The organism is Photobacterium sp. SP02 (assembly GCF_038519165.1).
Lineage (GTDB): Bacteria > Pseudomonadota > Gammaproteobacteria > Enterobacterales > Vibrionaceae > Photobacterium > Photobacterium halotolerans.
This window is the reverse complement of the sequence record NZ_JASJOJ010000030.1, coordinates 20,318-35,447: the sequence shown is the minus strand read 5'-3', so window position 1 is coordinate 35,447 and position 15,130 is coordinate 20,318. Positions and strand designations below refer to the sequence as shown.

Sequence of the window (15,130 nt, the reverse complement as noted above, 5' to 3'; positions counted from 1 at the left end):
AATATCTGCTTTAAAAGTGTGATTAACGTCAAACAATATTCAAGATCGAGTATAGGTAAGAATGTTGACATCGGGTGAAGCAAGTACCACAAATCCGCCATAGTTAGTCGGTATTACCAGACTGAATGTGGGTGCCGTTTTGGCTTCAGCCCTGAGATCAGGGAAGCAGAAAAGCAGAAAAACCGGAAATAGAAGCAGTTAGCCAGATTGCCTGAAGTGACACTCAGATAGCCTTTTTTAAATTATTCAGGCGGCGGGTAAGACAATTTTATGATCTGGCATGGTGGCTCTGTGCTTCATGTGCCATTTTTAACAGAGGTATCCCAAGTCACTCAGGCTGCAAGTTACTCAGGTTGCAAGATACTGAGGTTGCAAGATACTGAGGCTGATTGTAACGAGCCCCCGGAGGCTGTCTGGGGAAACACCGTTAGCTGAACCCCTAATTATCAGCGTACTGCATTAGCGTAATGCCGCTTTCGTGCAAAGTGTTTGGTGAGTTCAGAAAGGGTGTCGTTGCAGGCTGGCATTGCAGCGAATCAGGAGAAAATATGGACGTTAAACTACTGGTAGTGATCCATGCTGAGGAAGAATTTGACTGGGATCAGGGATTTAATAGTCGCAATACTGCCGTTACACACCATCATGCCCTGATCCCTTTTATGGGGGAACTGATTGAGACTGGCGCTAAGATCACTCTGGCCATGGACTATCCGTTTGTGGAAAGTGCCGGCGGCAGGGAAGTGATAGCCCACTATCAACAAAACGCGGCGCAGTGTGTTGAATTTGCCGCGCATTTACACCCCTGGGTGAATCCGCCCGATATCACTCATGGTCAGTCTGTGACCGATTTTGAATCTTATCCCTGTAATCTGGCGCCGGATCTTGAGTATGAAAAAATAAGCAGGCTGACAGACAAAATACACGCGGTGTCAGGGGTCTCTCCGGTTACGTATCTGGCGGGACGATACGGTTTTGGCCCTGTTACCAGCGAGCATTTACGCGCATTAGGTTATCAGGTTGATCTCAGTATCAGTGCTTACTGTGATTTCAGCCATCAGCAAGGGCCTGACTTCAGTGAATATACCAATGCGCCTTTTGTTGACAATGCGGTTCAGCATATACCGCATACCAGCTCTTGGTTATCCGTTTCCAAGCGGATAGAAAAGAAAGCCAATCTGTGTCCGGCCTGGTGCCGTACCATCAATAGCAAGCGTTTTACCCGTTTCATCGCAAAGGCTTTTCGTCTGAGCAGGCACCGCCTGTCGCCGGAAGGCAATGATCTCTCCCAGCTTCAGGCCATCACGCAAGCTCAGATGGCAATAGGGCAAGACGTGTTTGTACTGTCTTTTCACTCGCCCAGTCTGGTGGCAGGAATGACTCCCTATGTACCTACGTCTAAAGACTGCGAACGGCTGAAATACACGACACATAGGTATATCGAGTGGTTCCAGCGGGAGCTGAACGGAGAAGTTGTCCTGGCGAAAGACATGGCATTGAGCCAGGGATAAAGGCAGAGACCTATGGCGGATCAGTATTCCCAGGCGATATTTTCAGGTGCTAAGTGGTCGATGATCACTATTTGGTATAACCGCTGTATCGGGCTGGTCAGCACCTTAGTGCTTGTGCGTTTACTGTCGCCGGAAGATTATGGCATCGCCGGGTTCACTATGTTTTTTGTGTATTTTTTCATTGCGCTATCGACGGTGGGGACCAAAAGATATGTGCTGATGGAAGATATGACTGATGAAAATAAATTGCACAGTATTTGGTCTTTGAATCTGCTGTTTCGTATCGTGTCTGCGTTTTTTTTATTTCTGTCGGCAGACTGGGTGGCGGTTTACACCAATGAACCAGAGATAGCTGTGGTCATTCGTGTTGTCAGCGTTATTCCCGTTATTCTTGCTTTTCATAATGTCGGCATGGATCTGTTCGAAAAAAACTTCAACTTTAAAATGGAAACCATGATGCTGATGGTAGCGAAAACACTCGGCAGTATGTGTACCATAGCGGTTGCGTTAATTATCGGTAATTACTGGGCTTTAATTGCCGGTGTTATATTGATGGCCGTGATTGAAGTGATCACCAGCTATATTCTTTGTCCTTTTCGGCCCCGCTGGTGCACACAGTACTGGAAAGAGCAGTGGGTTATCTCTAAATGGCTGTATCTGGTTTCTGTGTCTGGTTATATGCGATCCAGAGTAGATATGTTGCTTTTGGGTAATATTCTTAACAGCCGCAACGTCGGTTTTTATAATATGGGGCAGGAATTTTCCTGGCTGCCTTTTACTGACTTTCTGGCACCGATGAATCACGGAGCATTTTCCGTTTTTTCAAAACTGAAAGATCAAGACAGCTTACTGAAAGAAAGATTGTATTCACAAATGGCATTGTTAATGTTTCTTGCTATGCCAGTGTCTTTTGGCGTATGCGCCATCGCGGAAGATTTTGTCTATGTGGTTCTCGGAGAAAAATGGATTGATGTTATTCCAGTCATGCAGAATTTGTCATTTTTAATGATTGTGATGACTATGTATATGTTAATACAAACGGTATTGATCTTAAAATCCAGGATGCCGCTGTTATTTAAGTGCGATTGTCTGGCAATCCTGTTAGTGATTGGCAGTTTTTATGGTAGCGGCTACGACGATCCTGACAGCCTGTCTTTTGTTCGATTACTGGTTGGCGGTATATTTCTGGTGTGCGTGACAATTGTATTCTTGTTTGTGATCAGGTTGCAGGCCAGCCGTTTATTGCCCGCTATTTTGGTGCCATTTTTTGTTTCAGTATTGATGTATTTCAGCGTGATGGCTGTGGTGTCTGAAATAGACAGTCATTTCTGGGGGTTACTCCTGGGTATAGTAACAGGTGTATTGGTGTATTCGGTTGCTATGCTGGTATTGTTGCCGGTTTCAATCAGAGTGATTCCTGAATATCGGAGTATACAAACTAAAATAGGAAAAATAATCCGAACGCCTATGTTTGATTAACGTCATTAACGGCAGAAGATCTTATGGATTTTCACTGTAGTGATTGAGGTTTACTTAATCGATTGCATAACAATGCTGCTGCAACTGTGAAGATCTGTTCGGGTCGCTGATGACAAATTATTCATAGTCAAAATTTTGTTGGTTCCTTAATCAGGATCTATAGTGAAAGGAGTGGTTAAAAAAGTCACAATATCGGTTAAATACGCCAGCTGGAAGCCCAGATAATCTGAGCCTTTCACATGCTCAGATAAGGAGTTGAACAGTGGAATCAATCCTTTTCTCGATGGGTCTGTTTGTCTTGGTGTATCTTTGTGTGCGTTCAATAAGGCAGGACAAAGAATACAAAGAATACAAAGCAAAACAGCAAAATAATTCTAAACATCGACGTTAGGGAGCTGGAAAATGAGAGATGTCGTCTTAATCAGCGTTTTCCTGATCCTGGCTTGTTTTGCTCTGAGACGCTCTTACATCGCGGTGTCGCTCTGGCTGTGGTCGGGTTTATTTGTACCGGCCTATTGGGTTTACGGGTTTGCCAAGCCGATCAGTTACAACACTGTGTTTGCCCTGCTGACGCTGATAACTTACCTTTTTGCCAGGAAGAAGCCCGCGGTTATTTTTGACGGGGTTGTCTTCATTGCTGTTTTGTTCTGGCTCCATACTGGTTTAACCACCTACAACACCATTATTTTTCCTGAACTGGTTTGGCCGGAATGGGAGAAATTCTCCAAGATTTTCCTGTTGTTCATCATGATTGCATTAATCATCCGGCAAAAGCATGAGTTCGACATGCTGCTGTGGGGGATATTGATGTCAGTGGGTTTCTTTGGTGCCGTGGAAGGGCTGAAGTTCCTGGCCAGCTTGGGCGGACATAAAATTCAGGGGCCAACCGGTCATTTGATCTCAGACAATAACCACCTTGCCGCTGCTTTATGCATGGTGATTCCTTTATGCATCTATCAGTTGAAGTCCGTTCAGGAAAAGTGGATCCGTTTAGGGCTGATAGTTATGTTAGTGCTGTGTGTATTGTCTGTGCTGGGCACTTATTCCAGGGGAGGGGTGCTTGCTCTGGCTGTGATTGGCTGTTACTTCTGGTTCAGAAGCAACAAAAAAGTTCTGACATTATTTGGCGTGGCAATTATCGTTTCAGTTTCTGTCTTGCTGTTACCGGATAAGTGGTATGACAGGATGGAAACGATTGAAACGGCGACTCAGGATTCTTCTTTCACTAACCGTCTGACTTCGTGGAAAATCCACACTTTGATGGCGCTGGAACGGCCGGTACTGGGAGCCGGATTTAAAGCTACCTATTTTCAGCCGGTGTGGGACAGACTCGCACTGGATATTTATAAAATAGATATTATTGAAACGCCGCCCCCGGGAGAAGAAAGCTGGGCCGCCCACAGTATTTATTTTCAGGTTTTGGGTGATCACGGTTTTGTCGGGTTCACCCTGTTCATGCTGGTTATTCTGCTGCTGTTTCTGAAAATGCGCTGGGTTATTGTGACGCTGGGGCGAGCGCCATGGAATGAGACTCACCATTGGCAGGTTGATCTGGCGCGCATGATGCAAGTGTCTTTACTGGGCTATTGCTCGGCAGGGGCCGCGCTCTCGCTGGCGTATCTTGAGCTTTTCTGGGTATTAGCCGCAGCAATGGCGGCCTTAAGTATGCAGGTGAGAGTGATGGTCAGCCAGCAAGCGCGAAGAAAACCGGTTTCTCAGTTACAGGGCATGTCCTCCACTTAATGCTCTGAATATCCGACCAATGAGTTGCGTTACCTGTGGTGTTATCCCGGCACCACTCAGGGTTTGACAATCAACGACTCAAAAATACTGACGATTTTTCGTGCATTGTCCGGCCAGGTCAGTTGCTGCCTGGCAATGCTGGCCGCCGCATTGTCACTTAACTGCTGGCGCAGTGCTTCGTCGGACAACAAACGTTTAATCTGCTCCAGCATATCGGCTAAATGGCCTGCTTTGAACAGCAGGGCATTGTCGCCATCTGTCAGCAGCTCTTTAATGTTGTCGCTATCGGGCGCGACAATGGCTTTACCGCACGCCAGGTATTCGATCAGCTTGAGCGGTGAACACCAGGGGGTGACGGCCGGCTGCAGGGCAATGTCTATCTGAGAGAGCCAGCCAGGTATATGTTGGCGATCAATTAATCCTGTGATGTGAATCTGGTGCTCGGCCTTGAGATCGCGTGCCTGTTTTTTGAGCGTATCCAGAACCGGGCCGTCACCGACGATCAGGAATTTCACTTCCGGATCGTCAAGGTTTCGCTGCCGGTTAAAATCAACGATCAGTGACAAAACGTGCTCTAATTGATGCCATTCGCGACAGAAGCCGACAAAACCAACCACCAGGCTACCCGAAAACTCAGGTCGTTTTTCCTTGTCGTTAGCAGGGTGAAACAAGCGGCTGTCTATCCCATTGGGAATAACACTGATTGCCTGTTCAGCTACGCCTGCTCGCTGAACATAGCCGGCCAGTACATGACTGACCGGCAGGGTATGATCGGCATTGCGCCATGTGAACAGTTCTGACCAGCGGGCCAGCCAGGTGAGCGATAATCCGCCGTAGGCATTGCGCTCATCGAACAACGGGGCGTTGATCTCTAATACCAGTGGCACATTGAACAATTGTTTCGCCAGGATCCCGGAGGGAAGAAACAGGTTGTAGCGCTCATAGATGGCATCCGGTTTTTCCCGGTACAAAGTGATGCACAGCTTAGCGAAATCATAAGCACTGTAGCCAAATTCCAGCATTTCGCAGCAGAAGCGGGGCAGCATCTGGCGCACTTTGCTGACCCAGCCGCCGTCAGCGCCAAACTCGGCCTGATCGGACACAGCCGGTGCGACCACCACCACTTCGTGGCCTTGCTGGCGAAGAGCACTGATGATGGCATCAATATGAACATACTGACCATCTTTGGAGGCGACCCTGTGGTGATAGAGAATTTTCATGATGCGTCCTTGATCAAACGGTTAAACAACTGATACTGACCTTCAGAGGTGGCAGACCAGTCGAATTGCTCGGCGTAATGACGAGTGTCTGCACGGGAAAAGGGTTTTTTCAGCAACTGGCGGATACCCTCGGCGATGGCAGTGACATTGCGCTCAACCAATGTGCCTGCCTGGGGCTTGCGGACGACCTCTGGTGTTCCCCAGATATTGGTGGCCACAACGGGTGTGCCGCAAGCCATGGCTTCCAGCAGCACATTTGCCCAGCCTTCTCTGTCAGAAGCCAGCGCCAGTAAGTCAGCTGCGCCATAATAGGCGGATAATTCTTCCTGACTGAGCTTGCCCAGAAAGCGTACCCGCTGGGCAACACCGTGCTGTTTGGCCAGTGCGGACAGTGCTTTTGCTTTGGGGCCGGTGCCGGCAATCAATAACAGGGCATCCGGAATGTGACGCAGAGCCTCAATGACCAAATGGTGACCTTTGCGCTCTATAAGCAGGCCGACGGATAAGATAATGGGTACATTGACCGGCAGGTTAAGGGCCTGTCTGAGTGCGGGTTGCTGGCTTTCATCGCTGAAACTGAACAGCTCCAAATCCACCCCGTTTCTCAGTGTGCTGACTTTATCCGGTACTGCGCCTAATTCGATCATGCTTTGCCGCAGTGCCTCACACACCGCAAGGTTATGGTTGCTGACCGATAGGACCTGCTGAATGCGTTTTCGGGCTTTGGGATAGGCGGGGATCAGATTGATGTCTGTCCCTCTTGCCGTCATGGTAAACGGTTTGTTTAAGGTGCTGGCGACCGAAGCAATGGCCACCCCGTCGGGGTAAAAATAGTGGCCATCAATCAGATCAAAGTCGAACCCTTGCTGCATTAAGCGGGTAATCTGCTTGTGCAGGGAACGGGCCAGCGTCGACGGGGTCAGTGACATTCCCAGTTTAGGGATAACCAGATATCTCGGATGATAAATGCGGATGCCATAGCGGCTCTCAGTAAAGGGGACAGACGCATAGTCGCTGTATTGTCCAAACACAGGGTGACTGAACGGGAACCAGGGCACAGGCGCTATCACAGTAATGTCTGTCTGCGGGTAATGTTTTTTTAACTGGCGCAGCCGGGTTTCAACAAAAATGCCGTGCCTGGGATTGCTCGCGTTCGGGTAGAGCGTTGAAATGGTGAGAATTTTCACTATGCCTGCCTCTCCATAAACTGGGCGAACATCAGTAAACTCCAGAGCACGACACCATGATCGCGCTGGCCGCTTTCGTGCTCAGCCACAAGGTTTCGCAGCTGATGCGGATTAAAATAGCCACAGTCCAGCATGGTGGGGGACAAGATCTGCGTATGCAGCATCGGCCGGAGCTGGGTACGAAACCAGTGGGCCAGCGGCATGCTGAACCCCATTTTAGGGCGATATAAAATATCTCTGGGCAGATAAGGTTCCAGGGCTTTTTTAAAGCAGAATTTGCCTTCCTGTCTGCGGATCAAATCCTGACTCGGAATTTGAAATGCCCATTCCAGCAGTTGGTGATCGAGCAGGGGGGCACGTACTTCAAGCGAATTGGCCATGCTGGCGCGATCCACCTTGGTCAGAATATCGCCGGGCAGCCAGGTTTTCAGATCGAGGTACTGGATCAATTTCAGCGGATCGTCGGTAGGCGCATTGAGGGCATGCCGGCGAAGAATCTCACTCCCTGTATAGCCATTGAGCTGATGACGATACGCCGGACTGAGCAGCCGCTGCCTGTCAGCGAACCTGAGTTTTGAGATCGTATTGGCATACGCATCGACACTGTTCATCGCCAGCGACTGGAAGGTCGTTTTGGCCCTGAAGCGCTGTGGCGCCCAGTCGGCTTTGGGGTATATCTGACCCAACATGCCAAACACCGGTTCACGAATGGAAGAGGGTATCATCCCCCTGACTTTCTGCTCGGCCAGATGAAAGCGGTAGCGACGGTAGCCGGCAAAGATTTCGTCTCCGCCGTCGCCGGACAAAGCCACTTTGACCTGCTGTCGGGCCAGCTGGCATACCAGGTAGGTCGGCAGTGCTGAATCGTCTGCAAACGGTTCATCATACAGCCGCCCCAGCACTTCCACTAAGCTGACATCGTCTGCGTTGATCTGGCGATCATGATGCCGGGTTTGATACTGCTCAGCAATACTGCGGGCATAGCGGGTTTCATCGAACTGAGCCTGATCAAACCCTATGGCGCAGGTGTTGACAGAATTGGATTGCAGGCCCGACATCAGGGCTACGATAGCACTGGAATCCACCCCGCCTGACAAGAAGGCCCCGAGGGGCACATCTGACACCATGCGGATTCTGACAGCGTCCAGCAGTTTATCGACCAGTGCCTCCTGCGTATCGTGCCAGCTGAGTACTGTTGCTGGTGCACTGAGATCCCAGTAGGCGCTGGCCGTAATAGCGGCACCCGGTGTCAGCTGCAGGTAATGCCCGGCAGGGAGCTTGAATATGTGCTTATAAGCGGTGAACGGGTCAGGAATATAGCCGAACATCAGGTATTCTTCGGCCATTTCGTCGCGCAGGGTGCGGGATACATCAGGATGTGCAAGCAATACTTTCAGCTCGGAGGCAAAAACCAGTTGCCCTTTGGCTGTCTGGCTGTAAAAAAGCGGTTTTTTGCCCAGCCTGTCCCGGGCAAGAAAGAGGGTCGAGCTGTTTTTATCCCAAATAGCGAAGGCAAACATGCCACGAAAATGGCTGACGCAGTCTTTTCCCCATTGCTCCCAGGCATGGACTATCACCTCGGTATCACTGACGGTACGAAATTGATGGCCCAGATTTTTCAGCTCTTTGATCAGGGCTTTGAAATTGTAAATCTCGCCATTAAAGACAACCGCGACCGTACTATCTTCGTTAAACAGCGGCTGATGCCCGCCGGACAGGTCGATAATCGACAGACGGCGATGGGCCAGCCCGACAAGATCATCGACGAAATAACCTTCATCATCCGGGCCTCGATGGTGCTGTATCCTGTTGATGTGCTGCAACAGACGAATGTCAATAATACCTGAATGCTGCACGTTGAAAATACCCGCAATACCGCACATAACCCTCTCCCTGATGTGGTTTGATCACCGCTGGTGGCTGTTTTTTAAGATCACGCTGTGCTTGTTTGTGCCGACATCGATAATGTCTTTTATCTGGTTATCAGTCAGCTCAGTGCTGGCGATTGCAAAGACATCAGAGACGCCTTGCTGTCCGGCCAGGCGATAAGATGCTTTCATCAACTTGATAGCCAGCGGATTACTGCTGCAAAACGCATTCACACAGTACCAATAGATCACCCGCATGCTGCTTCCCTTCGCATTGGATACAGTCATCGACTTGGCATGAATACCGGCGGGTAACGTCACTGACTGGCTATTGTCGACCGACCAGATGTCTTTATTGAACAGCTGATTGCTACTGCTGATTAGCTCGCCGTCACGCTGCCAGATGTTATAGCGGGCGGTATAGAGCTCGGCTTTTCCGTCCGCAGCGCTCTGGCGCTGGCTACGTTCGGCGTGAGGAAAAGAGATCCCCCATTCGGTCAGCATGGCAGGCTGTGGATTCATGGCGTCAGTTTGTTGGCTGGACAGCAGGGGCTGGCCCTGGTCAAGCTGCTGCTTCCACAAGGCGGTCGCAATAAAAATCAGGGCAACCATGCCAAGTGCCCCCCATGTTTGGCGAGCTGATAGCGCAGACGTTTGCTGCGGCGGTTTGACATATGGGGCTTGTTGATCGGAAAACAGACTGGCGGTAAAAAAGATCACCAGAATGACAACACTGAAAAACAGCCAGCCATAAACCAGATGATCCGCCCCGGCGGCATATTCCATGTTGCTGAAATAGCCAATCATCACAATGCCATAAGCCCGGATGCCGTTGGCAATGATCGGGAAGATAAACGAAAAGGCCACAAAGAGCGTGCGCTTGTGGACTTTGGTGAACTGTAAGTAGGCGAATAACGTGCCTAATGCCACGCTGGACATCAGAAAACGGATGCCTGAGCAGGCTTCTGCCACGTAAAACCGGCCATTGGGAATGGTCAGGTATAAGCCCTCCCGGTAGACAGGGATATTGCTGATATTGAGCAGCCAGACAGAAAGATCGGCGGTGATGATCTGCAGTTGGGGAATCAGGCTTTCACCAAAGGGGACAGCAAAGAGTAAATACAGCAAAGGGAACCAAAACCGGCGAATGATGGCGGTGCCTAATACCGCCCACAGCAATAACTGAAGACTCACAATGGCGGCAATATGTTCAAATAACCCGATACTTGCCGCCCGGCCCAACAGCCACAGGAAGCACGATACGGCAAGCAATGCTGCCGCCAGCCAGCTGACAGACGGGCGCAATGGCGTAATGGCTTTGCGCTCTCGCCATACCAGCCAGAGACAGATTGGCACAACCAGAAAGCAATGCTCATAGGTTTTCGAATGGGCCCAGACATTCACCATATTGCTCAGTGACGGCCAGAACAGCCATAACCAGCCGATAACAGGGAGTGCCAGGCGAAACCCGATCCGGTCAGACATGTTTAGCCTCAAGATACGTCAGTACTGGTGATAGCTTGGCATCCCAGCTGAAATTGTCTTCAATCCACTGTCTTGACAGTGTGGCTGCACGAACAGGGCGGGCTAATTGTTCGCATACCCAGTGAGTGACATCCTGCGGATCTTCTGCCACATACAGTGTCTGTCCTATTACGTTGTCCCCTGGTACTTTGTCCTTGGCAGGATAATTGCCCGGGTAGTGCTCAAGCCCTTCCATACCCTGGGGTGTGGTAAGAACCGGTTTTTCCATCGCCATCGCTTCCAGTATTTTGTTCTGGATACCGCGTGCGATTTGCATAGGCGCGATGGCGGCTTTGGCATGAAACAGATACGGACGCACATCGTCAACCCGACCGGTGACAACTATGCCGGGCAGCCGGCTCAGCGCCCTGACGCTGGCCGAAGGCGATGAACCGACGATGTAAAACTTACTGTAAGGGTGTTCTTTAAGCACCTTCGGCCAGACTTTGCGGGCAAACCAGGTCACGGCATCCACATTGGCCCAGTAGTCCATGGCGCCGGTAAAAACCACATAGTTATCGTGCTGCAGCGGATGTTCGGTCACAGGGCTGAAATCGGCCTGCGGAGAGAAATAGCGGCTGTCTATGCCGTTTTCCAGCGTATGAATTTTAGTTTGTAATGCGGGTTCAACCATGGCCGCAAACGACTGCCGCTCTGTTTCAGTGACAAAACAACTGACATCAAAATCGGCACAGATCGCTTTTTCAAACTTTGCGAGTGTCCGGTACTCACGCTGGTACAGATAGCTGGCAACGCCTTGTTTTTTTTGTGCATACTGACGCCATTTTTCTGAATCTACATCCACGAAATGCATGACTTTGTGCAGCGAAGGACGCGCATTGAGCAGGTACTGAGCCATACTGCTGGAGAACACCAGGGCACGCTCAATGGGATGCTGATTCAGGGTGCGATTCACCCAGTCGGTCATTGCCGGATGAGAGTAATAGGGCAGCGTAATAGGCTGCCCTTTATACAGCGCCTGCAAGCCTTTGAGGCGGGCCAACGCCGGATGAAGCGTAATGAAACACACATCCTGGCACAGCGCTTCAACCTTATGGCGATACTGTTGATCATGCCTATCGTCGATAAAACAGCCCAGATAGACATCAAAGTGCTGACTGAGAAATTTCAGTAAATGATAACTGGCAATTTTATCGCCTTTGTTGGGCGGATATGGAATTCGGTGACAAAGGTATAGCACTGCTGGTTTCATTGTCCTGCTCCATTGTCGCTTAGCCAAGGTACTTCGAGATACGCGGTCCGATAAGCTTGCTGATGCCAACAGGCATGTTTTGCCAGGCCTTGATGAAATAACGATATTTCGGGTTATTGGGCGACAGATTGGGTGGCCGCTTTGCTTTCACCAGCGCGATACGGTAGTGCAGCGGCTGCTCTTCCATGCCCCAGTGCTTTTTATAGTGGTAGGCGCCTGAATCAATTTTACTTCTGCCAAAGTCAAACACTTCAGCCCCTTTCGATCGGGCAAGCAGCATCAGCTGGTAGTACATGAAATCATTACTTTTTAATTCCCTGGCAGCTTGCGTGCCGCCACCGTAGTAGGGAAGCACCTGGTTTTTATAGTAAAAACTCAGCACCCCGGAAACAGGCAGCCCGGCTGCATCACGGATCACCAGTGTGTGACAGCGCCGTCCGAAGGTGTGCTTGAGCTTTTGAAACAGGGCGGGATGAAACACAGGCGTACCGAGGTTTCTGACACTTTCCGCGTAGAGATCAAAACACAGTTCCGGGTTATCTTGGTCGTCCCAGCTCAGTTTGTTGTTTATCGCATGGCGGATCACAGCCCTTTGTTTGCGCTTGATGCCAGAGAGAACGTCCTCCGGGTTGTCGGCCAGCGTGTTCCTGAACGTGGCATGATGGCAATGGTGAAACCAGGGTCTGTCACAAGGTTTTGCTTCGCGATCCCGCAGCTCAATATAATCAACTTCAAGCGAGCAACCCAGCTCGAAGGCCGCCGTTTCTAACTGGTATCTGATATTTTCATCATCAGATAATACGCCGCCATAGACACAGAAAGGGGTCGAAATCAGCGCATGACCAAACAGGGCACTTTTCTGCTCGAATAATGGCAGCACGCCAACCAGCTTTTCGTGTTGCTGTGCCAGCAAATAGTGCGGCTGGTGACCGAACACCTCTTTGATGACATCCAGCCAGCCGGTTAGATGAAAAAAGCTGCCGTCCTGGTGCGCATCAACGTAGTGGTCCCAGGCTATGCAGTCGTTCCGGTTCAGCTTGCGGATCGTCAATTCCTGTTTCATCGTCATGTCCATTCAGTTGATAGGCCTGGCTGACAGTGCTCCACTGAAAATCCTGCAGCAAATGGTGAAGCCGTGTTGTCATCTGTTCAAGGTTGAGATAATGCCGGAAGCGCGATTTGAATGATGCCTGAGTCATTCGGGGCTGCTGCGCATCAATTTCCCAGGGGTGAAAATAAAAACAGAACGGTTGCTGGTATTGCTCAGTAAAACGCCGGATCAGGTGTTTGCTGATAGCATAAGGATACAGCCGGAAATAACCGCCCCCGCCAATTGGCAGGTTGGTGCCGAATGCCTGATAGGTTGGAATCGGTATTTCAACCAAACCTTCATTTCGCTGATGAAGAAAGCGAGGCCAGTCAGGGTTGCCATAATGATCGTGCCTGACAGGGTATGTGCTGCTGCTGAAAGTAAAACCAAGACGATGAAGAATATCGAATGCCCACAGATTAGTGTCGTCAATGGAAAAGCTGGGCGCCCGGTAACCATTGATATATTTACCAGAGAGGTCTTCTATCAAAAACTTACTGCGGCTGACATCCTGAAAAAATTCCTTCTCAGTTTGCTGGTTGGCTTTTACATGATGATAACCATGGCATGCCAGCTCATGACCTTGATCTGAAATGGCTTTTATCAGGGAAGGGCAAGCGTCAGCCACCCAGCCGAGGATAAAAAAGGTCGCTTTAACATCATGTTCAGCGAAAATATCCATTATTTTTCTGGTGTTGTAGTCCACGCGCAATGGATAAGATTTCCCCCATTGCTCTCGCTTAATAATGGATGAAAAGGCAGAAACATGGAAATAATCTTCGACATCAACAGTCATTGCATTGACGATTGAACGGCGAACGGGAGAGTGAATATCTTTCATGTCATCGCCCCTTACCAAACAGTACGATTTCAGAGGTTCTGATCAGTATTAATATATCGAGTATTACGCTTTTATGTTTGATGTAATAGAGATCGAACTTGAGCTTTTCAATAGTATCTTCGATATTATCACCATAGGGGTATTTTAACTGAGCCCAGCCCGTTAAACCGGGTTTTACATATAAGCGGTGATTATAATAGGGAATCTGCTGTTCAAATTGGCTGGAAAAACTAGGACGCTCAGGACGAGGGCCAACAAAGTTCATATCGCCTTTAACAATGTTGATCAACTGAGGAAGCTCATCCAGCCGGTATTTCCTGATCACATTGCCGACTCGCGTGATGCGGGGATCGCGACGGCTGGCCATTTGTTCACCTTGCGACTCGGCGTCAATTTTCATGCTGCGAAATTTGTAGATTGAGAAACGCTTCCCCTTCAGCCCGACTCGCTCCTGAGAATAAAGTACCGGGGCGCGGAAACCGTCTTCCCATTTGATCATCACAACGATGGCGATCAGTATGGGCCAGGTGATCAGTAACAGCAGCGTGGCAATGGCACAATTAAACAGCCAGTACAGGCTTCGCCCAATCTTGTTGCCGGTCGCATGAGGGTTGAAGATCACCCAGGACGGATGAATATGGCTGACGGCGACTTGCCCGGTTTCCCGCTCAATGAAGTCAATGATATCGATGACTTGCACCCCTTCCATTTTGCAGTGGAAAAGACTGTCGGTGGGCAGGTTACCCCGGCGTTCATCAGCAGCAATGATGATTTCTTTGATATGGTTGGATTGCACGAAGGCTTCCAGCGAGCCTGAAATGTCGAGAACGGGTGTCACGTTTGAATTCTCGCGATTATCACCAGGCATAGGCACATAACCAGTCAGCTCAACATGGACCCGGTCGGATTGCCGTCTCATGCAACGATTGATCAGGCTGGCCCGTTCGCCTGCACCCAGAATGAGCACTTTAAGCCTGCCAAGCATTTGGTAGCGTGAACGGATGGCGATAAAGCGTACGATCATCAAGCCCACCAGCGCGCCGCCATACATCCACTCACGGCTAAAACCGGCAGGAAAAGGCAGGGGAGTGATCAGGTACAGGCTGGTGGACAGCATGTACGCCAAACTAATGGCAACCAATATTCTGACTGTGATGCCGCTATATGATTCTCTGAGTTTTTCATTGTAAAGCCCGACAGCTAGCAGAGCCAGTTGAATGGGAAGTGTATAATAAATGAGATTAAGTACATTTATTATGATGCCCGGCTGCGATAAATACTCCGGATTGAAATAAAAAAGAAATAGTTGAGTCCCTGCAAAAGTGCCCGAAAGCATTAATATATCTGCAAAAATAAGCACAGCGTTGCTTAAATTTAAATCGTGAAATCTTGAGTAAGCCATAATCACCCTTGTCCCAGGTGTAAATAAATAAAGTGCCCCTTCCTGTATTGAGTAT

The 15,130-nt window shown here is 49.5% G+C and carries 11 protein-coding genes; 3 read left to right on the top strand and 8 right to left on the bottom strand.

Annotation, left to right across the window (positions count from 1 at the left end; genetic code table 11):
• Positions 1-548: 548 nt before the first annotated feature.
• From P0Y67_RS13795 to P0Y67_RS13785, 3 genes are all read left to right on the top strand, one after another.
• Positions 549-1,508, top strand: coding sequence for a hypothetical protein (locus tag P0Y67_RS13795; RefSeq protein ID WP_342392315.1), 960 nt, complete (start codon positions 549-551; stop codon positions 1,506-1,508).
• Positions 1,509-1,520: 12 nt separating this feature from the next.
• Positions 1,521-2,987 (top strand): oligosaccharide flippase family protein, encoded by a 1,467-nt coding sequence (locus P0Y67_RS13790; protein WP_342392314.1) that lies wholly within the window; start codon positions 1,521-1,523, stop codon positions 2,985-2,987.
• A gap of 402 nt (positions 2,988-3,389) precedes the next feature.
• Entirely contained in the window at positions 3,390-4,730 is a 1,341-nt protein-coding gene (locus P0Y67_RS13785; RefSeq protein ID WP_342392313.1) for a putative O-glycosylation ligase, exosortase A system-associated, read from the top strand.
• Positions 4,731-4,786: 56 nt separating this feature from the next.
• On the opposite strand, the gene P0Y67_RS13780 is transcribed toward P0Y67_RS13785, so the two are convergent.
• The 8 genes from P0Y67_RS13780 to P0Y67_RS13745 are packed head-to-tail and all read right to left on the bottom strand — an operon-like array spanning position 4,787 to position 15,075.
• Entirely contained in the window at positions 4,787-5,950 is a 1,164-nt protein-coding gene (locus tag P0Y67_RS13780; RefSeq protein WP_342392312.1) for a glycosyltransferase family 4 protein, read from the bottom strand.
• On the bottom strand, positions 5,947-7,137 hold the full coding sequence (locus P0Y67_RS13775; protein ID WP_342392311.1) for a glycosyltransferase family 4 protein: 1,191 nt from the start codon (positions 7,135-7,137) through the stop codon (positions 5,947-5,949). Before P0Y67_RS13775 ends, P0Y67_RS13780 begins: the two co-directional genes overlap by 4 nt.
• Entirely contained in the window at positions 7,137-9,020 is a 1,884-nt protein-coding gene (locus P0Y67_RS13770; RefSeq protein WP_342392310.1) for an XrtA/PEP-CTERM system amidotransferase, read from the bottom strand. The genes P0Y67_RS13775 and P0Y67_RS13770 overlap by 1 nt, the downstream gene beginning before the upstream one ends.
• A gap of 24 nt (positions 9,021-9,044) precedes the next feature.
• Positions 9,045-10,490, bottom strand: coding sequence for an exosortase A (gene xrtA / locus P0Y67_RS13765; RefSeq protein ID WP_342392309.1), 1,446 nt, complete (start codon positions 10,488-10,490; stop codon positions 9,045-9,047).
• The gene (locus P0Y67_RS13760; RefSeq protein ID WP_342392308.1) at positions 10,483-11,742 is read right to left on the bottom strand and encodes a TIGR03087 family PEP-CTERM/XrtA system glycosyltransferase; all 1,260 of its coding nucleotides are present in this window, start codon (positions 11,740-11,742) and stop codon (positions 10,483-10,485) included. Before P0Y67_RS13760 ends, xrtA begins: the two co-directional genes overlap by 8 nt.
• Positions 11,743-11,761: 19 nt before the next feature.
• Positions 11,762-12,805 (bottom strand): FemAB family XrtA/PEP-CTERM system-associated protein, encoded by a 1,044-nt coding sequence (locus P0Y67_RS13755; protein WP_342392307.1) that lies wholly within the window; start codon positions 12,803-12,805, stop codon positions 11,762-11,764.
• Positions 12,738-13,673 (bottom strand): XrtA system polysaccharide deacetylase, encoded by a 936-nt coding sequence (locus P0Y67_RS13750; protein WP_342392306.1) that lies wholly within the window; start codon positions 13,671-13,673, stop codon positions 12,738-12,740. Before P0Y67_RS13750 ends, P0Y67_RS13755 begins: the two co-directional genes overlap by 68 nt.
• 1 nt (position 13,674) lies before the next feature.
• A complete protein-coding gene (locus tag P0Y67_RS13745) occupies positions 13,675-15,075 on the bottom strand; it encodes a TIGR03013 family XrtA/PEP-CTERM system glycosyltransferase (protein WP_342392305.1) in 1,401 nt (466 codons plus the stop codon).
• Positions 15,076-15,130 lie beyond the last annotated feature (55 nt).